Below are 24,518 nucleotides of genomic sequence, written 5' to 3'. Positions count from 1 at the left end.
TTCAGCGTTGCCTCTCCAGGGTGAGGACGGCCTTGGCGATGACGCTCATGCGGTTGGGGCTGATGTGGGATCTGCCGGAAATCTGCCAGGGCTTCAGTCGCGCCATGGCGCGTTCGACTGGGGCTCTGGCCTGGGCCAGGGCGCGGTTCACGGTGCGCTGGGTGGGGGTGACGGCCGCGGGGTGCTTGGCGTACGAGGGGCAGTGCGGGTGCAGGCCGCGCTGCCTGCGCAGCGGCGGGTCCGGCCGGCCGTCCCGTCGGTTGTCGCCTGCCCCACCCCGGGCGGGAGTCTAGTCCGTGAATGGTCCGCGAGGCGCGACTGAGTGGCACCCTTCCGCACCTAACGTGATGAATCTGTCGGTGGGTGACTCTTCGGGACTGGCTTCGGGAAAATAGTCCCCTTCGGGGAGCTCGACTTGGCGGTCGGTCTAGAAGAACCCAATCGCTTTCGGGGAATAGCTGCAAAAGAGGTTCTTCGTCTGCTGGTAGTGGTCCAGCATCATCTTGTGCGTCTCACGGCCCACGCCCGACTGCTTGCAGGCGCCGAAGGCCGCGTGTGCGGAGTTTGACGTAACTCCGTAGGGGTGACAGGAGGCCGACCAGGCATGATGACGAAAACGCAATGGCTCGAACACTGGCTGCAACAAGCCCCTGTGCTTGACGTGGCGGTCCTGGAGCGGATCGCAGACCACGTCCTGTCAGGCAGCGGAGGCCGCGCGTGATGACCGGTCGCCCTGTCTGCCGAAGATGCGCCTCGGCAGAGAAGGCTGGGCCTCGCGCGGGTTACCGCTCCAGAGCACGATGGCGGACGCGATGGTCTGCCGGGGCGGGCTGCAGGGCTACCTCCAGACCGGCCGGCGCGGCCTCTTCCCGACCTACGAGACCTTCGCCTCCATCGTCGACAGCATGGTCAACCAGTACGCGAAGTGACTGAAGATGTCCGCGGAGGTGCCGTAGAGGTCACCGGCCAGGAGTTTGACGTACCTGCTCACCGGCGAGGGCTGGCGCCAAGAGCGCGATGGCTACAGCCGCCGAGGCCCCGGCTTCATCGACAACCTGCTGACCAAGCACCCGTCGGTGACCGGTGTTCACCTTCCGCCCGACGCCAACACCTTGCTCGCCGTCATGGACCGGCTCCTCGACGAGACCTGCAAGGTCAACGTGGTGGTGTCCGGGAAACACGAGGCCGCCCAATGGCGTGGTGTTCGGGAAACACGAGGCCGCCCAATGGCTCGACCTGGCCGAAGCCCGTGCCCATTGCACTGTCGGCGCCTCCGGGTGGCCCTGGGCCTCCCGCACCGCGGCACCGAACCCGAACTCGTCCTCACCTGCGTCGGCGGCATCCCCACGGTGGATACCCTGGCTGCCGCCCAGCTCCTGAACCGCGACCTGCCCGACGCGGCGATCCGTGTCGTCAACATCGTCGACCTGTGCGCGCTCACCCCGCGAGAGCGCCACCCGCACGGCATACCCGACGATCGTCCCCTGTCGGCACCTTCCGTGTGCCAGACCACCTGCCCCCGACCGGACTTCTATGCCTGGCCACCTCGCTCCAGGCCATAGCACCCGCCCGGCCCCCGGATAGTCGTGCCTCCAGGGCCCTGAGGCCGGGGCCCACCCGCCGGGTTTGTGCCCGATGAGCGGGGGCACGCGCCCATCGTGCGGGTTCGAGGACTCGCAGTCCGGTCAGGGACCTTTCGCCCTGAGCGGCGCCGTGAGCGGCGCGAGGTACGGGGATGAGGCTTCGCGCACGGCGCGCGAGTCCGTGTCGGCAGCGGAAACCCGAGCGATCGGGAATGGCCATGAAGTCCCGACTCCCCAGCACAGAACCCTGTACTCAGCCCTCCACGGAGCGGCTGCGCCTCTTGGCGGGGTCTATCTCAACGACCATCTCGCAGCCGCCGGACGCGGAGAGCCTTGTATCACGAGAAGTGCGAGGAGGCGCTCTATGAAAGGCATGGAGCACAAGCGTCAGAAGCCCGGCACGGGACGGGAGGAACAGGTGCGGGACTACCCGGGTCCTGACCACCCAGAAACCCCTGAGGCCGACCCCTCCTCAGGCAGGTCTGCCGAGGAAACACGGAGGCTGAAGGGGGCCGAGGCCCACGAGCAAGACGACGGGCGGTGAATGCCTCAGCCGGACGGTCACGGCTGTCATTTCGTTCACTGCGACGCCAGACCGGCGTGAGAGGGCAGAGCGCCGTCCTTTCCGGGCGGGCCTCTGCCGACCGCGGGCTCCTGCCGGCCCGGGGGCCCGCGCAAGGCCGAGCGCTCCTTGCTCCACTCGCCGCGGATGTGCGCGGCGAGCCGGTCTTCCAGGAGGACGGTGGCGGCGCAGCCGAACGCGACGTCCGCCACTCCGGTTCGTCGGCGAGGAGCCCGCCGATGACCTCGCGCTGTACGACCTGTGCGTGGACGGCGTCGGCTTCTACTTCTACGTGCTCGGCGTAGAAGTGCTCGGCTGCCGGGTGCACCGCACCTGCGCATGGCCCTCGCCGGCCGCCGCGATCCGGGCGACGAGGTGACCTCCACGCACGCGAAGTCTCCGACCAGTACCCGCGGAGGGCGCGGTGGAGACCCAGGAGGGACATCGGGTTGACGGCGGCGAGCAGGGGCGCCGGGGCATGGTCCAGGCAGCGGACGTACGTGGTGTCGAGGCCGGGGGCGCGCATGAGGTCGGCGAAGAGGCGGGCGTGGCCGGATCTGAATTCGTCGTATTCCATGGCGACCATCGCGGCCTTGGCCCGGCCGCTGAGCCGGGGGATCACCCAGGCAGGCGTGCGGGTCGGCTTCCTTCAAGGAGCGCAGGGCCGCGTACTCGCGCAGCTGCCACAGCTCGCGGCAGGTAGGGGGGCGAGCTGGAGGTCCTCGCCCGACGGCTCCGCAGGGCGCCCGTCAGGCCCGCGACAGCGGCTCGCGTCCCTCGACCAGCGCGGGAGCGGTCGGGGCCACGGGGGCCGGGTGGGCGGATACGGTCATGGCTCGTTCCTGTCCTCGGGTGCCGGGGTCGTGCGTGCGCGGGGGCGGTGGCTGGTGTCGCACCAGGGGTACGTACGGCTGCGGCGGCAGGTGCAGACGGCGACCATGAAGCGGTCCGACCGTGTGGTCGTGCCGTCGTCCAGGGCGGTCTCTACCGGGCCTTCGACCAGGACCGGCCGGAGCGTTCTACGGCCACACACGGGGTGCGGGTTCAGGCGCGAAAGCCTCGGGCGCCGGCAAGGGCGCCGTCCGTCGTGCCCACCCGTTCCGCCCCAGCGGAACGACTGCCCACAACGGGGGGTGCTCTAGCCCTCCGCGCCGGCAGGTGCGCCGGGAGCGGGGGGTCCGTCCGACCGGCTCCTGCGGAGCGCCGCCCCGCTCAGCTGTACCGGGCACGGACGATCACCAGTTCCTCCTGCTCGTCGCCGTCCTCAGCCAGGCCTTGCTCCTGAAGCCAGGTCCTGCGTGAGCGCAGGACCGGCCCCCAGGGCACCGAGACTCGTTCGGTGACCTGCGCAGACATTCCGTTCCGGGACAGCCGCTCAAGGGTCTCCTGCGCCCCGCACATCCCTGAGTGGACCATCAGGAGGACGCCTCCAGGCCGCAGCAGGTTCGGGGCGGCCGCGCAGATCCGATCGATGACGGCTCGCCCGTTCCTCCCGGCGTCCCAGGCGCGTCGGCACCCCCGGGTGGGGAGCCGGGCGTCGGGGCAGGGGACGTAGGGCGGGTTGGCCAGGATCAGGTCGAAGCGGTGCCCCCGGGTCCGGGTGGCGAAATCGCCGTGAAGGATGCGCAGCCGCAGGCGATGGCGCCATCCGTTCAGCCGGGCGGCCAGCACGGCGGGCCACGCGATGTCGACCGCTGTGACCACGGCGCCTCTGGCCGCCGCTCGCAGCGCGAGCGCGCCGGTACCGGTTCCGATCTCGACGACCTCGCAACCTGGGCGCAGGGGCTCGCGGGCCAGGGCACCGGCGAGCAGCAGGGTGTCGGCCTGGGGCCGGTACACGCCCGGAAGGGCGATCAGGCGCGGCATGGGGCCGGTGTGTATCAGGGCAGTGTTCGGCACGGGCTGCCTCCCGGTCTGTCGTGAAGGGTCGTGGGCGCTTCCGGGGGTCTGCGTCGTCGGGCGTCTGCCATGACGCGCGTCGGGCCCGGGCGGCGGGGCCCTGATCGGACGGTCGGGCGCCGGGGTCATTGCGGGCCGCCGCGCGTCCGGTGCCGTACCAGAACGCGGCGACGAGCAGCATCACGACGACCACGCCGACGAGGATCAGGAAGAAGGGCGGGAAAGCGGAGGCCGCGATGCGGCCTGAGGCGATCATGCGCTGCGCCTACCCGCGATCCCGTAGTTTGCACATTCGCCCCGGACGCCACCGTTTTCCGTCCCGGGCCCAGTCCGCCAGGCGAGTTCATCCCGAAGCAGTGGGTAGGCGCGGCATGCAGATGCCCTGAGTCCTGCGGGTGGGGACCACCCGGGCTCCGTTCCCGGCCGAGGAGGAGAGACGATGACCACCAGCCACGCCGACGGGAACCCGGAACGGGGCGCAGGCCAGGTGGGAAGGGCTCGGCCGCTGACCGAGATCCCGGCCGAGCCGGCGCAGCCGCTTCCGCCCAAGGCTGACCAGAGCGGTCCGGAAACCGTGGGTCCGACCGGGCAGGACACCGGGGCGGACCCGGCACGCAGGCCCCAGGGCGTTGCGTACCTGACGACGGCGCAGGGGGTGCGGCCGTGCGACACCGACCTCTCCCCGAAGGCCTGAGCGCGCGGTCCCGTCCTGATTCAGGACCACCACCTGCGCGAGAAGATCACGCACTTCGATCACGAGCGGATCCCGGAGAGGGTGGTGCACGCCCGGGGCGCCGCCGCCCACGGCGTCTTCCAGGGATACGGAACCGCCCGCGAGGTCTGCAGGGCCGCGTTCCTGGCCACGGACGTGGAGACACCCGTCTTCGTCCGCTTCTCCACGGTGCTCGGCTCCGGCGGTTCGGCGGACACGGTGCGCGACACCCGCGGGTTCGCGACCAGGTTCCACACGGGCGAACGCGCTACGACCTGGTCGGGAACAACATCCCGGTCTTCTTCATCCAGGACGCCGTCAGGTTCCCCGACGTCGTCCACGCCGCCAAACCGCACCCGGACCAGGAAATCCCCCAGGAACAGAGTGCCCACGACACCTTCTGGGACTTCGTCTCCCTGCACACCGAGGCCACCCACCATGCGCTGTGGACCATGTCCGACCGCGGCATCCCCCGTTCCTACCGGATGACGGAGGGCTCCGGCGTCCACATCTTCCGCCTGGTCAACGCCGCCGGCGAGACCATGCTGGTGACGTTCCACCGGAAGCCGAAGCTGGGCGTGCACTCGCTGGTCTGGGAGGAGGCCCAGCTCTTCTGTGGCATGGACCCCGACTTCCACCGGCGTGACCTCTACGACGCCATCGAGGCGGGCGCCTACCCGCATGGGGAACTGGGCATCCAGGTCTTCCCCGACACCCCGGACCAGACGTTCGAGGGGATCGACCTCCTCGACCCCACCAAGATCGTGCCCGAGGAGCGCTCCCCTGTTCACCCCATCGGCCTCATGTCCCTGAACGCCAACACCGACAACCACTTCGCGGAGACCGAGCAGGTCGCCTTCCACCCCGGCCACCTCGTGCCGGGCATCGACGTCACCGACGCCCCGCTGCTCGCCTGCCGCGTCTTCTCCTACCTCGACACGCAGATCAGCCGACTCGGCGGCCCGAACTTCGGGCAGCTCCCGGTCAACAGGCCGCACGCCCCCGTCCACGACATGCTCCGCGACGGCATGCACCAGACCGCCGTGCACACGGGCTTGGCGCCGTACCGCCTCAACAGCATCGACCCGCAGCTGTGCGCGCAGGTCGCCGCCGGCCTCGGCCTGCCGGCTCCCGAAGCCTCGCCGGAGCCTCCGCACCGGGCGACGACGCGCACGGCGCCCGCGACGCGAAGGCCGTCGCGGCCACGGAGGGGCCCGACCCACGGGTACTTCTGCCGCTCACCGAGGCGTACCGGCACGGCAAGGCCGTCGGCGGCTGGAACGACGCCCCGGAGCTCTTGGCAGCAGCCGGCATCGCCCCGGAAGGACCCGGTCTCCTCGCGAGTGAGGAGGCCGCGACGGCGGTGGAAGCGACGGTGGCAGCCCTGGCCGTCCACCGTGCCCGGCACCGGCTCCCGTCCACTCTGAACCGCCGACACACGAATACACGACCGAGGAGGCGTGATGAAAGCAGTGACCTGGCAGGGCCGCCGCAAGATCGAAGTGGCGACTGTCCCGGATCCACAGATCGTCGATCCCACGGACGCCGTGATCGAAGTGACGACGACGGGCCTGTGCGGATCGGACCTCCATCTGTACGAGGTGCTGGGACCGTTCCTGGACGCGGGGGACATCCTGGGACACGAGCCGATGGGCGTCGTCGCCGAAGTGGGCCCCGAGGTCCGGGAGCTGAAGGTCGGCGACCGGGTCGTCGTACCGTTCAACGTGTCCTGCGGGACCTGCTTCATGTGCGAACGGGGACTGCACTCGCAGTGCGAGACGACCCAGGTCCACGAGCACGGCAGCGGCGCCAGCCTGTTCGGATACACCAAGCTCTACGGGCAAGTCCCCGGTGGGCAGGCCGAGTACCTCCGCGTCCCGTTCGCGGACACCCTTCCGATACCCGTCCCCGACGGTCCGCCTGACGAACGCTTCGTATACCTGTCGGACGTCCTGCCGACCGCCTGGCAGGCCGTCGTCTACGCCGACGTCCCGCCCGGCGGCAGCGTCGCGGTGCTGGGCCTCGGACCCGTCGGCGACATGTGCACCCGCATCGCCGCCCATCGCGGGCCCGGCAAGGTGATCGGCATCGATCTGGTGCCCGAACGGCTCGCCCGCGCCGCGGGCCATGGCGTCCAGGTCTTCGACCTCGATGAGTACGGAGATCAGCTCGTCGACGCGGTCCGCAGCACGACCGGCGGCCGCGGCCCGGACGCCGTCATCGACGCCGTCGGCATGGAGGCCCACGGCAGCATCGGGGTCCGGGCCGCACAGACCGCGACCGGCCTGCTCCCGGATACCCTGGCCTCCACACTGATGAAGAAGGCCGGCGTCGATAGCCTGAGCGCCCTGAAGCTCGCCATCGAGCTCGTACGCCGCGGCGGGACCATCTCCCTGTCCGGCGTCTACGGCGGAGCCGCCGACCCGCTCCCGCTGCTCACGATGTTCGACAAGCAGATCCAGCTGCGCATGGGCCAGGCAAACGTCCACCGATGGGTCGATGACCTGCTTCCCCTGCTGACCGACGAAGACCCACTCGGTGTCGAAGGATTCGCCACCCACCGCCTGCCGCTGGACGACGCTCCACAGGCGTACGCGGACTTCCAGAAGAAGCGGGACAACATGGTGAAGGTCCTGTTCCGCCCTTGACGGCTGAACAGGTCACGGCGCGTCTCCGCCTTCCGCCCTGCTGCGCCGGCCGGCGGTGACACGGAGGACGCACACATCGGCCCGTCGTTCGCCCGGCGCTGCGAGGGTGGTCACCAGGCCGTCCAGGTCGAGGTGCGTCGCGGGATCGGCAGTGACCGCGAGGGCGAGGCGCGAGAGGCTCTCGCCGAGGTCCTCGCCCGGCCTTTCGATCAGGCCGTCCGTATAGAGGAAGAGCGCGTCGCCCTCGCGCAGGGTGATGGCGGCTTCGGCGTACCGGGCGTCGTGGGTGGCGCCCAGGAGGACGCCCTCTGGCGGATCCAGGTAGCGGGCTCGGCCGTCACGGGCGAGGAGCGGCGGGAGGTGGCCGGCCCCGGCCCAGGTGAGAGTGCGGGTGCCGGGTTGGTAGCGGGCCATGATCACGGTGGCGGTGGTTGCCGTGACGCTGTCGCCGGAGTGCAGGAGCAGGATGTTCAGCCGGGCGAGGATTTCGATCAGCGGGGTACCGGTGACGGCCATGCCCTTGGCGGTGAACCGTAGCTGTGCCATGGTGCCGACGGAATTCATGCCGTGGCCGGCGACGTCCCCGACCACCAGGAAGAGACTCCCGTCGGGGAGCTCGATGGCGCTGTACCAGTCGCCCCCGACGTTCAGGCCTTGCTGGGCGGGCTGGTAGACGACGTCGATCAGCAGGTCGGTGACGCGCAGTGACTGCTCCGGCAGGGGCAGCAGAGCGTGTCTCAGCCGGGTCGCGAAGTCGCGTTCCGCGTTGAGCTGGGTGCGGTGTGCTGCGGCGGCGAGCTGACGCTCGAGGAGTTCTTGTTCGATGTTCCTCGTGGCGGTGAGGTCCTGGAAGAAGCCGTGGACCTCGACCGTGTTGCCTTCCGCGTCGCGCTCGGCCTCCGCGACGATCCTCAAGTGCCGCACGCCGGCCTCGGTGAGGATGCGGAAGGCATGGTCGATGGGCCGGCCGTCACCGAGGAGTCTCTGTACGCTCGCGCCCAGAGCCGGAAGGTCGTCGGCGGGCACGTGCTGCGGGAGTTCTTCCAGCGTCATCGGGCCCTTGTCCGGGGCGCGGTCGAAGATCGTGTAGACCTGTTCGGACCAGGTGATCGTGTTGGTGACCAGGTCCCAGTCGGCCCAGCCCAAGTTGGCCAGTCGCTGCACGATCCTGTTGCGACGCTGTTCTCGTTCCCCAGGGCCGAGCCGCTGCCACGTCACGACCAGCCGTCCGCCCGAGGGCGCCGCACGCACCTGGAAGCGGGACAGGTGGGGTATCCCGGCGACGATCTCTTCGTACTCGAAGGGAGCGCCGGTCCACACGGTGCCCGTCTCCAGCGCGCTGCGGTAGCCGTCCCACAGTTCTGTGCCCAGCACCGTCGGGTACGCCTCGAGCACGCGCAGTCCGACCAGTTCCTTGCTCGTACGTCCCGCGATGTCGACGGCCTCAGGAGAAGCGGCGTCGATGCGATAGTCCTCCACTTTCCCGTCGCGCCCGCGTATGGGAGTGAGCACCGTGACCGACCCGGAAAGTGCCTCCAGGAACTCCTGCGCCATCGGCAGCTTCGGCCGACGTCGCCGCGCCGGAGCGCGCCGCTTCGTCCGCCGCTGCAGTGGTTCGACGTCGCCCAATGGAGACGGCGGCGCGGAGGAGGAGCGCCCGTTGAGGTACCGGGCGGAGGAGAATTCTTCCGCGCCATCCCGCTCCGAAGCGTGGCGTGGGGCAAGATCGTCCAGGAGCGCTGCCGAAAGGCGATCGAGCGTGAGCCGGGCTTCGTCGGGGAGAGATCGGCGGCCCGCTCGGGCGCGTCTGGCCAGCTCCTCCCCGGCTTCTTCGGCGCTCGACCGGTGGGTGATCATGAGCACGCCTTTGGCCTGCTCGATCACCGCTGAGGCCGCGACGGTGTCCTGCATACGGGTGAGCTCAGCGCTCAGCCGAGCCACGACCTTCGCCAGCGTACGCAGCTCATCACCTGATGTGGAATCCTGCGGTTCCTGCACCACATAAGGAGCATGGCACGATCTCCGTGCCGAAAGCATGTACTCGGGCACTGCCGTGAACCGGGTACCAGTCCGAGGGTTTCAGGCCACAGCATTCGTGCCTGCCAGGATTCCGGTCTGGCGAAACCGGAATTATAGATCGCACAATTCACATGTGGAGCCGGTTGAGCCTCGGACCAGCTGGACCTTCGTCACGAACCACGCCCGGATCCTCGCCATGCTTCTTGGACATCCGGAGTCGCGGCCGCGGGACGTGGCTGCGAACTGTCGGATCACCGAACGCGCCGCCCAGGCCATCGTCGCGGACCTGGAAGCTGGCTGGGTACCCCACTCGGGTACGCAACGGCCGCCGCAATCACTACGAGGTCATGCCTGGCACGCTCTTCCGTCCTCCGGCCGAGCGGCAGTACAGGGTTGCGGATCTCCTGCAGCTGCTGGTCGATCTGGAACCACGTGCCGAGGCGGCGGACCGCCACCCCCCTGCGGATGGTGATCGTCATGAGAGCGAACAGCACGGCTGATCCGCAAACCGCGGATGGGCCCTTGGCTCGGCCATCTACCACAGCGGTCGGCACGTTGGATGCGAAGGAGGATGCGATCAGCATCCGCCCGTCGCTGAGCCGCTTGGCCCGCAGGTGCGTACTTCCCGGGATGGACGCCGCAGCCACGCAAGGGCGAGGCCCGGGTCGCGGGATTGCAGCATGGCCGGCCGGGCAGGCGCCGCATAGTCGGCGGGAAGCCGACGGGTACCGACATGGCGACAGGGCGGAACCGTCGTGAGCATGGTGAAGGAAACCATCGACATCGACGTTCCTGTGAGCAGCGTTTACAACCACTGGACGCAGTGGAGTTCCCGCGCTTCATGGAAGGCGTGGAGGAAGTGCGGCAGACAGACAACGGGCATGGTCACTGGAAGACCAAGGCGGCAGGTGCCGAGCTTGAGTTCGACACGGAGATCGTGAACCAGGCGCCAGACGAGCGGATCGCGTGGCGGTTGGTGACCGGGGACGTGGACCGGAAGGGCGTCGTCACCTTCCAGCAACTGGACGACCTGCACGTCCGGGTCAGCCTGGCCAACAGGGACGATGATGCAGCGGTTGCCCGCGCCCGCGCCCGCGACCCGTTCCGGCGGCCGCTGGGCGGGCGGTGGGTCAACAGTGAACCTCCCCGCCCCGCAGGCTTCGCAGCACACACGGCCCGACGAGGTGGCCGAGGCCATCCCTTCCCTTGCGGCGACGACGTGGACTGAAGAGAAACTCCTCCCCGCGCTCCGGCACCTGTGACGCGAGCGGGGACCGAATGCTCAGGACCTGGCCCGGACAGACACGGCCGGCCCTTGGTCATGGCAGGGCGAACGGGCTCTGGTCGAGGTGTGCCAGGAGCTCGGCCGGGTCCCGGTAGACAGCCCGCGCGCCGGCCCGTTCCAGGTCGGGGCGCGGGATGCCGCCGCAGAGCAGGCCTACACAGGTGACGCCTGCGCGAACGCCCGCCTTCATGTCCCAGACCGTGTCGCCGACGAAGACGGCGCCGGACGCAGGGGCGTCGGCGAGGCCGAGGGCGTGGTGGACCGGGTCGGGTGCGGGCTTGCCCTCGCTCATGTCGTCGGAGCTGGCCGTGGCGGTGATGGCGTCGTCGGCGTCGATGGCCCGGCGGAGCGCATCCAGCTCGTGGTCCTGCGCGGATGTCACGAGCACCACCCGCCAGTCCCGTCGTAGCAGCTCGCGCAACAGCTCGGCTGCCGAGTCCAGCGGTGCCAGCCGGTCGAACCAGGTGCCGTAGAGGGTGTCGTGCGCCGCGCTCAAGGAGTCGTCCTCGTCCTTGTCGCGGCCGCCGCCCAGGAGGTGCTCGAGCAGGTCTTCGCCGGGCAGGCCGATCGCGCGGTGGATGTCGTGCATCGTCACGTTGTGGCCGGCCTGTCGCAGGGCCTCCCACCAGCAGGTGATATGGAGGTGATTGGTGTCGGCGAGGGTGCCGTCCACGTCGAAGAGCGCGGCCCGGTTCATGCCTGCCCCGACCGGGATCCGTGGCCGATTGCACGCTTGGGTTCGGCCTCGTCCATCGAAGAACGACCGTGCAGGTTACGGCGCTTGGCCTCCGCGTACAGCTGCTCGTAGGTCGGGCCCTGCGATCCGCTGTGGGAGCGCTGCCCGCCGCGCTTGGACGAAGAGGCGTCTTGCGTCGAGCTCCTGCTCGCCGTCTTGGACTCGCCCGATCGGGCCCCCGTGTTCACGGTGCGCGCCGCGGTCTCCTTCGCACGCATGGTGCTTCCGCCACGCTGCTCCGCGCTCTCCTTGATGTGTTCGTACCGGCGTTCACGCTTCGGGCTGGATCCGCGGGGCATGATCACTCCTCGGTCGGAGATGCTGGGCAGCCGGCCGACTCCACGATCAGACCGTGCGAGGGCCCGGTGGGGCCGTGGGGCCATCCGGACGATCGTGCGGTCCGTGAGAGCGGCCTTGCCCAGCGCCTACCCGTGACGTCTGCGGACACTCCTCGCGGCGGGACGTGCGTTGGGGGTGCCATACACGTCATGGCGCCGACCGCTGCTTCCTGCCGGTCGGTTCGACTCGGCTCCTCGCGGCTGGGCCGTCGCATGCCCGCTGCTGGGAGCGCGTCATGCAGATCGGGTCAGCGGCGGCCGGTTCGTAGGAGGTCCAACACGGCGCGTTCGACGGCCCCGTGGGTGGCTGGCTCGCCGAACAGGCTGCCTGCACCCAGTTCGCCGAGGGCGGGAGCGATGGTGCGGCCGTCCTCGTACAGCTCCATGACGCGAGGGTCGATGTACGACGCCCGGCACACGGCGGGCGTGTTCCCCAGGTAGCCGCTCACCTCGCGGACGGCGCGTGCCACCACCCGGCCGCGCCGGGCGCGGGAGGCGCCGGACGTCCCCTCGGAGACGGCCAGGGCGACCGCCGTCAGCACGGTGGCGTACCAGGTCCTGAAGTCCTTCGCGGTCACCTCGACCCCCGCGAGTTCGCGCAGGTAGTCGTTCAGGTCCTCGGCGCGCACCTCGTGCCACGCCCTGTGCTCCCAGTACGCGAACAGTCTCCGCCCGGGATCCTTGCGCCGGAGCAGTGCCCTGACCACTGCGTGTGCCCCTTCGTCCACGAGGGTGCGGCTGAAGGTCTTCCCGGACTTGGCGGGGAAGTGGAGGTGGATCTCGCCGCTGCGGCATTCGGCGTGCTCCCGCAGCAGCGTGGTAAGGCCGAAGCTCCCGTTGTCGCGGGCGTAGCGTTCTCCTCCGATCCGCAGGAAGCCCAGGTCCAGGAGCCGGGTAAGGCAGGCCAGGACGCGGACGCGGGTCAGCCCGCGTCCGGTGAGGTCGTGGGTGACCCGCTCGCGCAGCCGCGGTAGGGCCCGGGCCACGTCCCGGACGTGCTCGTGCTTGGCGGCGTCCTGCCGTTCGCGGAAAGCCGGGTGGTAGAGGTACTGGCGCCGCCCGGCGTCGTCCGTTCCCACCGCCTGGATGTGCCCGTTCGGCCACGGGCAGAGCCAGACGTCCCGCCAGGCCGGGGGGACCACCAGGGCGCGGATCCGTTCCCGGTCTTCGTCGGGCAGCGGGGTGCCGTCCGCGTCGAGGTAGCGGAACCCTCGGCCGTGGGGCACCCGGCGCCAGCCCGGCGCGTGGAGGTCGCTCGTACGCAGCCGCACGGCGGCCGTCAGTCCGTATCAGGGTGGGCTTGCGTACGCAGCGCCCACGCCTGTCCCGAACAGTCGTATGGCAGGGGAGGGAACCGGTGTCCGCGGACATCGGTGCTCTTGCTCCAGAGGTGTTCCTTGCCGCAGTCGCAGGCGTAGATGCCGCTCTGCGGCACGACCTCGCCAGGCTTCCAGTGCGTTGTCTCATTCATGCCGGGCGGCTACCCGGCTCGCCCGGGCACACGCCCCGACGCCTTCACTTGGCTGTGCGATGCGCGCACCCCGCCGGGAGGGCCGGATGCGGCCCCCGGCGCAGAATGAGGGCCAGGACCGCACCCCGCACCGAACTCCAACCCGGCGCGGGAGAGGCGAGACGGTCGCAGCCATGGCGTCGGGCTCCGGGACGGCTGTGGGACCTCGCTGCACGACGCGGGCGTTCCGAGCCATGGCCCGCCCCAGCCCGCATCAGGTCGGAGCGGCCGATCCGGCGGGCGGGGTCGCACCCGCCGGGGCGGGCAGGTGCCCGGCACGGCGGGAGGCGACGACATGGGTCGGACGGCACTCATCGTGATCGACATGCTCGACACCTACGAGCACGGAGACGCCGAGGTGCTGGTGCGGTCCGTCCGTAGAGTCTCCCGGGCGTGGAGGCGCTACTCGAACGGGCGCGGGCATCCCGTGCACCGATCGTCTACGTGAACGACAACTTCGGCCCGAGCGGCGAGATCGCCCTCGAAGACGCTCACTCAGGATGACCGTGGCCCGGACGGTGTCAGCCGGCCGGGGGAGCGGCTCGTTCGACGAGGGTGAGGGCGGCTGCGGCGGTCTTGAACTGCGGCTGTTTGGAGACGGGATCCCAGAGGGTGGCGATCACTTCGTTCGCGGCACGCCCAGGTGACCCCGGGGCGGGGGCCTTAAGGGCCGGAGTGTCCCAGTAGCCGTAGTGGAAGGGGACGAACAGGACGCCCGGGCGTACGGAGCCGATGCGCAGGCGGCCGCGCAGGGCCCCACACCGGGTGGTGACGTCGACGAGGTCGCCCTCCGCCAGTGCGAGGCGAGCGGCGTCGGCGTCCGCGATCTCCACCCATACGCCCGGGGCCGCGTCCGCGAGCTCGGGCACCCGGCCCGTCTTCGTGCGGGTGTGGAAGTGGTAGAGGGTGCGCCCCGTGGTCAGCTGGAAGGGGTGGTCCTCGTCCGGCCACTCCTTTGGCGGGACGTAGGGGGCGGGCCTGACGAGCGCCTTCCCGTCCGGGTTCATCGACCGGTACGCCTTCTCGCCCAGCGGTTCGCCGGTCACCAGGTCCTTGCCGTACGTCTCGCACAGGTCCGGGTGCGCCCAGTCCACGCCGTCCGGGTAGAGGCGGTCCGTGCCGTCGGGGGCGTCCGCGGTGCACGGCCACTGGATGCCGCTCGGGCCGCGGAGCCTGTCGTAGCTGAGGCCGGTGTAGTCGCAGGGGCGTCCGGCGCTGCACCGCTTCCACGCCTCGAACGCCTCCTCCGGGCCGCTCCACTGGACCAGCGGACGGCCGTCCTTGTCCTCGAAGCCCATGCGGGCCGCGTAGTCGAGGAAGATGTCGAGGTCCGGGCGGGCTTCGCCGGGCGGATCGACGGCCTTCTCCGACAGGTGGACGGTGCGGTCGGCATTGGTGAAGGTGCCCGTCTTCTCACCCCAGGTCGCCGCGGGCAGCACCACGTCGGCGAACTGTGCCGTCTCGGTCAGGAACAGGTCCTGGACGACCGTGAACAAGTCTTCCCGGGAGAGGATGGAGCGGATCCGTGCCAGCTCCGGCAGGGACACGGCCGGGTTGGTCGCGCTGATCCACAGCATCCTTAGCGCGCCCTCCTCCGCCAGTTTGAAGATCTTCATGGCGTGCGTGGGCGGGGCGTCATGGGGGATGGCCGACGGCTCCACGTTCCACACGCGCGCGAGGTCGGCGACGTGGGACTCGTTCTGCCAGTTCCGGAAGCCCGGCAGGTCCCCGTTGGCACCGCATTCGCGGGTGTTCTCGGCGGTGGGCTGGCCGTTCATCTGGAGCACGCCCGCCCCGGGGCGGCCGAGCATGCCGCGGATCAAATGCAGGTTGTTGACCTGGAACGGCCGCGGCGGTCGCCTGGTTTGCCTGGTAGAACCCCTGCAGCACGGTGGACAGCAGCCGGTCGGCGGTGCCGAGCAGCTCGGCGGCCTCCTCGATCGAGGCCGCCGGCACGTCGCAGATGGCGGCGGCCCATTGAGGCGTGCACGGTTCGACTTGCTTGCGCAGGGACTCGAATCCGACCGTGCGCCGGGTGATGTAGCCGGTGTCGGTCCATCCGTGCCGGATGACCTCGTGCAGCAGGGAGTTGAGCAGGGCTACGTTGGTGCCGAGGCGGGGTGCCAGGTGCACTGTCGCCCGGCGCGCCACCGGGGTGAGCCGCGGGTCGACGCACAGGAGACGGGGCGGGTCGTCCCCTTCCAGCCGATCCAGGATCCGCATCCACTGGACCACCTGTGTCTCGGCGATGTTGTGTCCGAACAGGGCGATCGCATCCGCGTGGTCGATGTCCTCGTACGAGCCGGGCTGGCCGTCGCTGCCGAAGGACTCCTTGAGGGCCTCGGCCGCCGTCGCCGTGCACAGGCGGGTGTTGCCGTCCAGGTGAGGGGTGCCGATCCCGGCCCGGGCGAGAACCGTGAGCGTGTAGTACTCCTCCAGGAAGAGCTGCCCGGAGGTATAGAACGCGAGCGCCTCCGGCCCACAGGAACCGATGAGCTCCCGCGACCGGGCGACGATGCGCTCCATCGCCGTGGACCAGTCGCTCTCGACGAGACGTCCGCCCTCGCGGACGAGGGGCCGGGTCAGCCGGTCCTCGGAGCCGTTCGCCTGCCACGCGTACAGGTCCTTCGGCTCCAGCCGGCCCCGGTTGACGCGGTCACCGGCCCTGCCCCGGACCCCGACGATCCGCCCGTTTCGGACGGCGATGTCCATCGCGTCCCCGTCGGAATGCAGGAGCGACGCCGCCCGCACCCACGTTTCGACGTCACCCTCTGCCACCCCCTCTGCCAGACAGGTGTCTGTGCGTACGGGCCACTGCCCTCCTCGCCCATAAGGGGTGCGGAGTCCCCACGGATGGGCGATCCGTTCGCCGGACAAGCGCATCAGATTTCGCTTCACAGCCGCTCCTCTGTGCCCGCGCCTTGCCACCGAACGCCTGACGCCTGATGAGAGGCGCCTACCCGGAGCGCACCATCTGACACGGCTGGCGCCGAGCAGGCGTGCCCCGGGCCGAACGGGGCAGGCGCTACAAGTGGGAGCCTCAACGCGCCCCAACGCACCTTCCCGCGCCCGTCGCCGTTCGGGAGGAGAACCACGAGGGCCGCGTCCACACCGCCGCGTAGCGACCCCGTGACCGTCGTGCGGCCGCTCGGCACGCCCGTACCGCTGGGCTTCCTGGCGCCGGCGGGGGGAGCCTTCGTCGCCGCCGGCCACGACCATGGCCGTCCTGGCCTGCAGCTGGCTGGTCCAGGGAGTCCTGCTGAGCACCGGGCCCGTACCTGGTACGCGGCACGTCCTCGGCCTATTCCTTCTGGTCACTGCCGCGAGCCTGCTCGTACCCGTCACCGCTGTCGGTACCGGAAAAATCGTGGCCACCGCTGTCATCGCCTGCGCGGCGCTGCGGCTGGGCACGGCCGGGCTGCGCGAGCTGACGGGGGCGCCGGGCTGGGAGGATGCGGCCGGTGTCATCGGGCTCGACCTGACAGCGGCCGCCCTGTACGCGGCCGCCGCCTTCGCCCTGGAGGACACCCGGCACCGCCCCGTCCTCCCAGTGGGACGTCCCGGGAACCGTTCGGAGGCGGTCCGCCGGGGAACCGAGCCAGGGGAACGTCCAGAATTGTGATCGACGCCGGCCCATGCCGGAGGCACCGATGCGGTGCCAGCCGTTCGGCGGCGCGGATGCGGGGCGGCCGGGCGATCGCCATGCACCCGTTCGCTGACAACACCCTCGCCCTCCTGACCCGCGGCTATGCCTGGGCTCGCGAACTTCGCCGGCGGCACGACGACGGCAGCGCCGGCCCGACCCGGCTGATGGGTCGGCTGGCCTTGCTGCTGCACGGCCCGGACGCGGTCGACTTCTTCTACGACGAACGCCACGTCCCGCGGCACAGCGCGCTGCCCGGCCCGGTCCTGGACACACTCTTCGGCAGGGGTGCCGTCCACACCTTGGAGGGGGAGGCGCACCGAGTCCGCAAGGAACTCTTCACGTCCCACCTCATGACACCCGACGGCGCGGAAGCCCTCGGCCGGCTGGCCCGGGAACACTGGCTGCGCACGGCCGACGGACTGCGTCGGCGCCGTGCGTCCTGTTCGACGAGAGGGCCGTCGCCCTCGCCGCGGCGGCCGGCGAGTGGAGCGGGATGCCCTGGGCGCCCGGGGCCGACGTCCGCCGGCTGGCCAAGGACTGCGTGGCCATGGTCGACGGATTCGCCACCCCCGGCACCCGCCACTGGAAGGCCCGCCTCGCCCGGAGCCGTCAGGAACGCGCCCTCGCCCGGACCGTCGAAGACGTTTGGAGCCATGGCACAGTCGTCCTTGAGTACGGTAACCGGCCGACTGCGCTGGAAGCGGTGGCCGCGCACACGGATGCGGACGGCAGCCTCCTCGACCTGCACACGGCCGCGGTGGAGCTCCTCAACGTCCTCCGCTCCACCGCGGCCACCACCTGGTTCGCCACCTTCGCCGCACCCGCGCTCCACCGCTTCCCAGTAGTCCGCGAAGAACTCCGCAACGGCGACGGTGCATACGCGAGGGCCTTCGCCCACGAGGTGCGGCGCGGCTACCTGTTCGCGCCCTTCGTCGGTGGCCTTGCCGCCCGCGACCTGAGATTCGACGCACCGAAGCTGCCCGAGGGCACCCGGGTGCTCCTCGACGTATCCGGTCACCACCGCGACCCGGAGCTCTGGCCCGAGCCGCAGCGCTTCGAGCCGCGCCGGTTCCTCGGCCGGGAGCCCGACGCCGGCGCGCCCATCGCCCAGGGCGGAGCCAACGCCCACACCGGCCACCGCTGTCCCGGCGACGACGTCACCACCCACATCCTGGCCACCCTGGCCCGAGAGCTGGCGGACCTCGAGCTCGACATGCCGTGCAGGACCTGCGCATCCCTGAGACGGGACGCGCGTGGCTTCTGCCCGCGCAACGGCCGGACACCCGGAAACCGGCGGGGTGAAGGACACCAAGCCGCAGCTCCACCACCACCGTATTGGTCTCCCGCGTCTCCTTCATGGGCCGGAGGACCTCAATGGCCCCTTCGGAGAGGGACACACGACTGCTCACAGGAATCTCGCCTCATTTCGTGGTCGCCACCCCGGCTTCAGCGAAGCGGGCCCCACCAGGGTTGCGGTGCGCGGACCCGCATGATGTGTCCGCGGGGGAGAGGGGCTTCGCCCCGGCCTCCAGGCGAGTGACGGTGACGTTCGCCGCGGTGTGTGCCGGGCGGCGGCGGAGGGCACCGTGCGAGGGTGCTTGGGTCTCTTCCAGCCCCGCCCGTCAGGAGTCGCCCAGGTGCTCGAACGTAAACAGCTCAAAGGCCGCACGCAGGTCACCTTCGTCCTCCCCGCCGGCAGCCCGGACGGACCGGTGAGCGTGGTGGGCGACTTCAACCACTGGAACCCCGCCACGCACCCTCTCCAGGTACGCGGCGACGGAACGCGCGCGGCCACGGTCGTCCTGCCCGCGCACAGCGCCCACTCCTTCCGCTACCTCGCGGCCGGCGACTACTGGTTCGACGACGACCAGGCCGACGGCCACGACGGCACCAACAGCCGCGTCAACACCTGACGAGGAGCACCGCATGGACGCGATCGTGCTGCTGCGCGAGGACCACAAGACCGTCGAGAAACTGTTCAAGCGCTTCGAGAAGACCTCCGACGACGACACGGCCGAACGCCGCCGGATCGCCGACGAGGTGGTCGAGGAGCTGACCGTCCACGCCTGGATCGAGGAGAAGTTCTTCTACCCGGCCGCCCGCGAGGCGGCACCGGAGACGACCGACCACATCCTGGAGAGCATCGAGGAGCACCACGCGGTGGTGTGGATGCTGTCGGAAATCAAGGACATGGACCCGGGCGACGAGCGGTTCAAGGCGAAGATGACCGTGCTCATGGAGCAGGTCCGCCACCACGTCGAGGAGGAGGAACAGGACTGGTTCCCCGAGGTCCGCAAGGCGATGGGCCGCAACCGGCTCACGGAACTGGGCGGCGAGCTGGAGTCCGGGAAGAAGCGGGCACCGCGCGATCCGCTGGCCGTACCCAGCGCCGACTCGAAGTGACCCGATCTCGGCACCGGCCGGCCGGGCGCCCCTGGTGCGGGCTGCTCCTGGCGGCCGCGGTGGCGCTCGGAGCGACGGGGTGCGGGGGCCCGGCGCCGCGGCAGGACGCCGCGGCCGCGGCGGCAGCCGCCTTCGAGGCCGCCGCGGCGGCCGACGACCACGTTCGGGCCTGCGCGCTGTTGGCTCCGGAGACACGTCAGCAGTTGGAGCAGAACGCGCAGAAGACGTGTCCCGCCGCGTTCGCGTCGCAGGAGCTGCCTACGACGCGCGGGATTCGGGAGGTCGAGGCGTACGGGAGGCAGGCGATGGTGCGGATGGAGGGCGACACACTGTTCCTGTCGCTGTTCACCGCCGGCTGGAAGGTGATGGCCGCCGGCTGCACACCGCGCCCCGACCAGCCCTACAACTGCCTGATCAAGGGGGCGTGAGGCGTGCGGACCCTGTTCGTCACCACCCTGGTGGTCATCCTCGGCGGGCTCGGCTACTTCATCACCATCGGGGTGCTCCAGCGATGAACGACAGCCGCGAACCGCGCAGGGGATTCTGGCGGGAGAACAGCCTCACCCTTGCCTTCGGCACCGCCTTCCTGGTGGTGCTCGTCTGCCAGGCCATCGCCGGGCACGCCGAGTTCAACGAACAGATGACGGTCGAAGGCCTCCAGCCGCTCGGCTTCGGCGAATACCTGATGTCCTCGGACTTCGCCGTGGACGTCACCGAGAACTGGCAGTCGGAGTTCCTCCAGTTCTCCCTCTACATCTTCGGCACCGTCTACCTCGTCCAGCAGGGCTCCCCGGAGTCCAAGAAGGTCCACCAAGCCGGCGCCGAAAGCGAGCAGGAGCAACGCATGGGTGACCACGCGCGCCCGGACTCGCCGCGCTGGGCGGGCACCAAGGACTGGCGCCAGACCCTCTACGCTCGCTCCCTCGGCACCGTCATGGGCACGCTGTTCGTCCTGTCCTGGCTGGCCCAGTCCATCACCGGCACCGCCGCCTACAACGATCAGCAGCTCCGCCAACTCGAAGATCCCGTCAGCTGGGCCGGCTACGTGGTCACCCCCGACTTCTGGAACCGCACCCTGCAGAACTGGCAGTCCGAACTCCTCGCCGTCGCCGCCATGGTCGTCCTTTCCATCTACCTCCGCCAGCGAGGCTCCCCGGAGTCCAAACCGGTCGGCGCCGCCCACACCGCAACCGGCGTCGAAGGCTGACCGCGAACCGGTAGGTGGAGTCACCGGACAGCGGCAGATCTGGCAGCGGGCTCCTCCAGGCCTCCGGCTTCGACGGCATTGGCTGCCAGGCATCCTCCTCCGTCGGTCTGCCGGGTCAGTGGGCGGCGGCCCCGAACTCGGCGTGCTGGCTGCGCAAGGCGTAGTCGGGCTCCGTCCGGGGTTGCGCGCCGATCCAGCGTCGCCGCAGCTCGGCGCGCGCTGCCGCCTTCAGGTCCCGGAATTCAGCGTCGCTGAGCGGGTCCTGGCCCACCTCCGTCGTGTTGTCGTGGTTCCCACGCATCCGCGTCGCCTCCGTCCGGTCATGGTCCTGCTCCGGCGACTGCCCGCTGTGGCAGGCCCGAATCCCAGCGATCCGCGGCCCGCCCCCGGCGCCCGACGAGCGCCCGGGGATCCGCGCGTGTCGGACGCGGTTCAAGCCCGGAAGGGGTGGGCAGTCGCGCGGTACCGACGCAGGCGACGCGATGGGTGGTGTGGGTGATGTCTGCTTCCCCGAACGAGGACGTCCCGCTGGTGCGGTGCGCGAAGGACGACGGAGAGGGACGACCCAGGCTCGGACGGGCCCGCTCGGATGTGCCGCGCATCCGACCGTTGCCGGAGGGGCCGCTGCTCGTCGAGGGTCCTGCGGAGATCGTTATGCCGGACGGGAGAGTGATCCGTTGTGAGCGGCCCGTGATGGCCCTCTGCACCTGCCGGCGGAGCCTGCAGGCTCCGTTCTGCGACACGAGCCACCGCCCGCGCGTGCGCCGCCGCTCCGGCCGTACGACCGGGGAGGCGGAGAGGTCATGACGCTGCTCCTGGCGGCCCCCGCCACGGAACCCGAGGCGCCCGAGGCGCGCGGCGAGGTCTCCCGCGCCGTACGGGACCGGCTCCTCGGCAGCGGTCCCGCGTGTCTGCCCCGGGGCGGCGAGATCGCGCGCTGCTCCCCTTACGGCGAGGACCTCCAGCTGGCCCTCCACCTCTGCTACGAGCTCCACTATCGGGGCTTCGTGGGGGTGCCCGACACCCTGGAGTGGGACCCCGGCCTGCTCGGTGTGCGGGCTCTCCTGGAGCACCGCTTCGAGAATGCGCTGCGCCACGACTGCCGGCATCGTCCGGACGTCGACGAAGCATTGACGGCCCTGCTCGTCGAGCCGGGCGACGGCTCCGGCGTCTCGCACTTCCTGATGTCCCGGGGCGAGCTGTGGCACCTGCGGGAGTACGCGGCGCTTCGCTCCGTTCATCAGCTGCGCGAGGCCGATCCGCACCTGTGGGTCGTTCCCCGGCTGCGCGGGCGCGCCAAGGCGGTGATGATGGCGGTCGAGTACGACGAGTACGGCGCCGGGCGGGCGGAGCGGATGCACTCCCGGCTGTACGCGGACCTCATGGTCGACCTGGGTCTCGACGCCTCGTACGGAGGCTGTACGGACGCCGCCGGTGCTGAGCTCCTGGCCGTATCGAACCTGATGTCGCTGTTCGGCCTGCACAGGAGACTGCGCGGGGCGCTCGTGGGGCACTTCGCCGTGGTGGAGACGACCTCGCCGCCGGCCGCCTCCCGCATCGCCGCGGCCATGCGCCGGGCCGGGGCCGGACCCGCCGCCGAGCGGTACTTCGAGGAGCACGTCGAGGCCGACGCCGTCCACGAGCAGCTGGTGCGCCGCGAGGTCGTGGGCGGTCTCCTTGAGGACGAGCCCGCGCTCGCTCCCGAGGTCGCCTTCGGCATCGCCGCGACCTGCCTCCTGGAGGACCGGCTGGCCGGCCACGTGGTGAACGCCTGGACGCGCGACGAGAGCGCCCTGCGCACGCCCCTGCCGCCGCTCTCCGGGGACGAATGGTGAGGGCCCGGCAGGCCGATGAGACGTGCGCCTCACGAACCACGGCGGCCCCGGTGCGGGTGGGCGTCGGGACGTCCGTTCGCCCTGGTCGGCAGCGTCGTCGCGTACGCGCACGGCATCCCCGTCCGGCTCCGGCGCGACACGGACTTCGCGCTCCTGCGCGAGGACGCCGACGCCGTCATGGAGTCGCTGCGGGAGCGCGGCGTGCGGATCTTCGAGCCGCCCGAGGACTGGCTCGTGAAGCTCCGCGTGGGTGGGGAGGAGATCGATCTGATCTTCTCCCTGGCCGGACGGCCGGTCACGGCCGAGCTCCTCGATCGTGCTCACACGCTGCCGGTGGATTCCGTTCACATGCCGGTGCTCGCCCCGGCCGACCTCATGACCTGGCGTCTCCTCGCGCTCGCCGAGCACCAGTGCGACTTCGGCCCCCTGTTGCCGATGGCACGGGGGTGCGCGAGCGGATCGAGTGGGAGCGGGTGTGCGAGGCCGTGGTGGGAGCTCCCATGGGTGAGGCCTTCCTGTGGATGCTCGACCGGCTGGACGTCCTGCCTCGACAGCCCCGCTCCTGACAGGGCGTCTGTTCTCGGCCTGATGCCGGGAGTCGTCAGGGCTTCTCCGTGAAGAGCGGGGCGGCCCCCGTCATCTCCAGAAGGCGGGCCATCTGAGGACTTGCGGCGTTGATGATCAGGACGCGATGTTCCTCCAGGGCCCAGCGGCGGGCACGGAGCAGGACATTCAGGCCAGTGGAGTCACAGAACGTCACCTGGGACAGGTCAAGTGTCACCACCCCGCCCGGGATGCACTCCTCCAGAGCGCGCAGGAGGGCCGTTCTCAGGTAGGTGGCACTGGTGATGTCGAGCTCACCGCGGACGGTGGCGGCCGTGCCGCCGGAGATCGCTCTCAGGGAAACGCTTATCTCACCGTCGCCCTCGTTCTCCGGGCGAGAGGCGGGGTCAGGAGCCTCGGAGAAGTGAGTCATCACGCCTCCCGCAAGATGAGACCTTTTAGTGGAAATTATCCGGCTACAGCGATTACACGTCAATGATTACCTGAAATCCGTTTCATGTGATTGCCCGGGGGACGTGCCCAGGTACACCATGGCTCTATGAGGGAAACCGGAGGTACTCGCACGGAGTGGACTTTCCTTACCAGTCACGCCCGAGTCCTGCTGACGATCTCGCGCGATCCCGGTGTACGCCTCCGCGACATCGCGTCGATCTGCGGCGTCACCGAGCGCACGGTACAGGCGATCATTACCGATCTCCAAGAGGCGGGTTGTCTCACGCGCAGCCGCGCGGGCGACGGACGCCGCAACCGCTACGCCATCGTCCGGGGTTCCCGCTTCCGTCACCCCGCCGAGGCCGGCCAGATCGCCGGCCTCCTCGCGCTTCTCGCCGCCCCGCCCGGCGCGGTCGAAAGCCGTGATGACGAGTGATCCGGGACCGGAAACCTCCGGCCGACGTCAGGACACCCTGTCGCCGCGACAGGGGCTCGCAGAGGTATGGAGAGGACCGCAGGGGCACAGGCCCGACATCACACAGGAGGTGCGTCATGGCCACCGGTGCCGCCCGCCCGGGCTACCCGACCGCAGGCACGGAACGTGCTCGGAGAGTGGTCCGCGTGAGCGGCGAAATGGACTTCGAGCACGCGGAAGAACTGCGCGCATCGCTTGCGGCGGCCCTGGACGGGGCTCCCGACGGCTCGGACATCGTCATCGACCTGCGGAACTCGTCCTTCTGTGACTCCTCAGGGCTCAATGTGCTGCTGTCGGTCAGACTGCAGGCGCTGAAGCGGGGCGTCCACCTCGTCCTGGCGGCGCCCAGCCATCAGATGGTCAGGTTGCTGGAATTCACCAGGTCCGAAGGGCTGTTCACCTACAACCCCGTCGCGACGGACTGAGCCTCCGACGGCCCGAGCGACTGGAGTGGCGTTCAGGCAGGGCGTACGAGTTCGAGGCCGCCTGACGCTGCGCCGACCCACAGTGCCGCGTCGACATGTCAAGTTTCGACGGGAAACTTCCCTCTTGCTGTTTTTCTGCTTCCGGTCCGGGAAGGCGCCGAACGACGCAGCCGCCTCGTGTCGGGCGGTCCCGATGCCCGATGCGTCAGCACACGCCGCGTCCATTCGTCCTCCGCGGT

Annotated in this window: 21 protein-coding genes and 6 pseudogenes; 16 read left to right on the top strand and 11 right to left on the bottom strand. The window is 70.3% G+C overall.

Translation table 11 applies throughout. The features are described 5' to 3' along the window. Position 1: 1 nt before the first annotated feature. Positions 2-172, bottom strand: a pseudogene (locus ACF07V_RS05765) (transposase family protein); the annotation flags it as partial. 574 nt (positions 173-746) lie between these two features. On the opposite strand from ACF07V_RS05765, the pseudogene ACF07V_RS05760 reads away from it, so the two are divergent. After that, positions 747-1,127, top strand: a pseudogene (locus ACF07V_RS05760) (phosphoketolase); the annotation flags it as partial. Then, positions 1,084-1,562, top strand: a pseudogene (locus tag ACF07V_RS05755) (hypothetical protein). The pseudogenes ACF07V_RS05760 and ACF07V_RS05755, both read left to right, overlap by 44 nt. Positions 1,563-2,162: 600 nt before the next feature. On the opposite strand, the pseudogene ACF07V_RS05750 reads toward ACF07V_RS05755, so the two are convergent. The 3 genes and pseudogenes from ACF07V_RS05750 to ACF07V_RS05740 form a co-directional block, all read right to left on the bottom strand. Beyond that, positions 2,163-2,837 (bottom strand): annotated as a pseudogene (locus ACF07V_RS05750) (iron-containing redox enzyme family protein); the annotation flags it as partial. Between the two features lie 137 nt (positions 2,838-2,974). Beyond that, positions 2,975-3,178 (bottom strand): CDGSH iron-sulfur domain-containing protein, encoded by a 204-nt coding sequence (locus ACF07V_RS05745; protein ID WP_392151626.1) that lies wholly within the window; start codon positions 3,176-3,178, stop codon positions 2,975-2,977. Between the two features lie 179 nt (positions 3,179-3,357). Beyond that, positions 3,358-4,011: a HemK2/MTQ2 family protein methyltransferase gene (locus tag ACF07V_RS05740; protein WP_392152356.1), complete on the bottom strand. Its 654-nt coding sequence runs from the start codon at positions 4,009-4,011 to the stop codon at positions 3,358-3,360. Between the two features lie 472 nt (positions 4,012-4,483). On the opposite strand from ACF07V_RS05740, the pseudogene ACF07V_RS05735 reads away from it, so the two are divergent. Next, a pseudogene (locus tag ACF07V_RS05735) lies at positions 4,484-6,182 on the top strand (catalase); the annotation flags it as partial. A 37-nt stretch (positions 6,183-6,219) separates the two neighbouring features. After that, positions 6,220-7,404, top strand: a complete 1,185-nt coding sequence (locus ACF07V_RS05730; protein WP_392151625.1) for a zinc-dependent alcohol dehydrogenase — start codon at positions 6,220-6,222, stop codon at positions 7,402-7,404. Positions 7,405-7,416: 12 nt separating this feature from the next. Here ACF07V_RS05730 and ACF07V_RS05725 read toward each other — a convergent pair whose 3' ends face one another. Continuing rightward, a complete protein-coding gene (locus ACF07V_RS05725) occupies positions 7,417-9,405 on the bottom strand; it encodes a SpoIIE family protein phosphatase (protein ID WP_392151624.1) in 1,989 nt (662 codons plus the stop codon). Between the two features lie 841 nt (positions 9,406-10,246). On the opposite strand from ACF07V_RS05725, the gene ACF07V_RS05720 reads away from it, so the two are divergent. Further along, a complete protein-coding gene (locus ACF07V_RS05720) occupies positions 10,247-10,651 on the top strand; it encodes an SRPBCC family protein (RefSeq protein ID WP_392151623.1) in 405 nt (134 codons plus the stop codon). A 91-nt stretch (positions 10,652-10,742) separates the two neighbouring features. On the opposite strand, the gene ACF07V_RS05715 is transcribed toward ACF07V_RS05720, so the two are convergent. From ACF07V_RS05715 to ACF07V_RS05700, 4 genes and pseudogenes are all read right to left on the bottom strand, one after another. Continuing rightward, positions 10,743-11,405: an HAD family hydrolase gene (locus ACF07V_RS05715; protein WP_392151622.1), complete on the bottom strand. Its 663-nt coding sequence runs from the start codon at positions 11,403-11,405 to the stop codon at positions 10,743-10,745. After that, positions 11,402-11,743, bottom strand: a complete 342-nt coding sequence (locus ACF07V_RS05710) for a plasmid stabilization protein (protein WP_392151621.1) — start codon at positions 11,741-11,743, stop codon at positions 11,402-11,404. Before ACF07V_RS05710 ends, ACF07V_RS05715 begins: the two co-directional genes overlap by 4 nt. A 287-nt stretch (positions 11,744-12,030) precedes the next feature. Continuing rightward, positions 12,031-13,053 carry a DNA topoisomerase IB gene (locus ACF07V_RS05705; RefSeq protein WP_392151620.1) on the bottom strand — a complete coding sequence of 341 codons (1,023 nt, stop codon included), beginning with the start codon at positions 13,051-13,053 and terminating at the stop codon, positions 12,031-12,033. Positions 13,054-13,813: 760 nt separating this feature from the next. Beyond that, positions 13,814-16,175 (bottom strand): annotated as a pseudogene (locus tag ACF07V_RS05700) (molybdopterin oxidoreductase family protein). 484 nt (positions 16,176-16,659) lie between these two features. Between ACF07V_RS05700 and ACF07V_RS05695 the strand changes: the two are divergent. From ACF07V_RS05695 to ACF07V_RS05670, 6 genes are all read left to right on the top strand, one after another. Beyond that, a complete protein-coding gene (locus tag ACF07V_RS05695; protein WP_392151619.1) occupies positions 16,660-16,914 on the top strand; it encodes a hypothetical protein in 255 nt (84 codons plus the stop codon). A 517-nt stretch (positions 16,915-17,431) separates the two neighbouring features. Then, positions 17,432-18,478 carry a cytochrome P450 gene (locus ACF07V_RS05690; RefSeq protein ID WP_392151618.1) on the top strand — a complete coding sequence of 349 codons (1,047 nt, stop codon included), beginning with the start codon at positions 17,432-17,434 and terminating at the stop codon, positions 18,476-18,478. 97 nt (positions 18,479-18,575) lie between these two features. After that, entirely contained in the window at positions 18,576-18,851 is a 276-nt protein-coding gene (locus ACF07V_RS05685) for an isoamylase early set domain-containing protein (RefSeq protein WP_392151617.1), read from the top strand. Between the two features lie 13 nt (positions 18,852-18,864). Then, the gene (locus ACF07V_RS05680; RefSeq protein ID WP_392151616.1) at positions 18,865-19,341 is read left to right on the top strand and encodes a hemerythrin domain-containing protein; all 477 of its coding nucleotides are present in this window, start codon (positions 18,865-18,867) and stop codon (positions 19,339-19,341) included. Further along, positions 19,338-19,769 carry a hypothetical protein gene (locus ACF07V_RS05675; protein WP_392151615.1) on the top strand — a complete coding sequence of 144 codons (432 nt, stop codon included), beginning with the start codon at positions 19,338-19,340 and terminating at the stop codon, positions 19,767-19,769. The genes ACF07V_RS05680 and ACF07V_RS05675 overlap by 4 nt, the downstream gene beginning before the upstream one ends. A gap of 83 nt (positions 19,770-19,852) precedes the next feature. After that, a complete protein-coding gene (locus tag ACF07V_RS05670) occupies positions 19,853-20,548 on the top strand; it encodes a DUF6766 family protein (protein WP_392151614.1) in 696 nt (231 codons plus the stop codon). A gap of 115 nt (positions 20,549-20,663) precedes the next feature. Here ACF07V_RS05670 and ACF07V_RS05665 read toward each other — a convergent pair whose 3' ends face one another. Next, complete coding sequence (locus tag ACF07V_RS05665; RefSeq protein WP_392151613.1) at positions 20,664-20,849, bottom strand: hypothetical protein; 186 nt, start codon at positions 20,847-20,849, stop codon at positions 20,664-20,666. A gap of 197 nt (positions 20,850-21,046) precedes the next feature. On the opposite strand from ACF07V_RS05665, the gene ACF07V_RS05660 reads away from it, so the two are divergent. From ACF07V_RS05660 to ACF07V_RS05650, 3 genes are read left to right on the top strand one after another with little or no spacing between them, the layout of a single operon-like run. Continuing rightward, entirely contained in the window at positions 21,047-21,355 is a 309-nt protein-coding gene (locus ACF07V_RS05660) for a CDGSH iron-sulfur domain-containing protein (protein ID WP_392151612.1), read from the top strand. Continuing rightward, positions 21,352-22,383, top strand: coding sequence for an iron-containing redox enzyme family protein (locus ACF07V_RS05655; protein ID WP_392151611.1), 1,032 nt, complete (start codon positions 21,352-21,354; stop codon positions 22,381-22,383). The genes ACF07V_RS05660 and ACF07V_RS05655 overlap by 4 nt, the downstream gene beginning before the upstream one ends. A 15-nt stretch (positions 22,384-22,398) precedes the next feature. Continuing rightward, positions 22,399-23,001, top strand: a complete 603-nt coding sequence (locus tag ACF07V_RS05650; protein WP_392151610.1) for a hypothetical protein — start codon at positions 22,399-22,401, stop codon at positions 22,999-23,001. Here ACF07V_RS05650 and ACF07V_RS05645 read toward each other — a convergent pair. Continuing rightward, a complete protein-coding gene (locus ACF07V_RS05645) occupies positions 22,985-23,359 on the bottom strand; it encodes an STAS domain-containing protein (RefSeq protein WP_392151609.1) in 375 nt (124 codons plus the stop codon). The genes ACF07V_RS05650 and ACF07V_RS05645 overlap by 17 nt on opposite strands. A 126-nt stretch (positions 23,360-23,485) precedes the next feature. On the opposite strand from ACF07V_RS05645, the gene ACF07V_RS05640 reads away from it, so the two are divergent. Next, a complete protein-coding gene (locus tag ACF07V_RS05640) occupies positions 23,486-23,815 on the top strand; it encodes a MarR family transcriptional regulator (RefSeq protein ID WP_392151608.1) in 330 nt (109 codons plus the stop codon). A gap of 116 nt (positions 23,816-23,931) precedes the next feature. Beyond that, entirely contained in the window at positions 23,932-24,279 is a 348-nt protein-coding gene (locus tag ACF07V_RS05635) for an STAS domain-containing protein (RefSeq protein ID WP_392151607.1), read from the top strand. Positions 24,280-24,518: the final 239 nt, after the last annotated feature.

The organism is Streptomyces sp. NPDC015661 (genome assembly GCF_043077765.1).
Classification (GTDB): Bacteria; Actinomycetota; Actinomycetes; order Streptomycetales; family Streptomycetaceae; genus Streptomyces.
The sequence above is the reverse complement of the archived record's forward strand: the minus strand, read 5'-3'. Positions and strand labels throughout refer to the sequence as shown.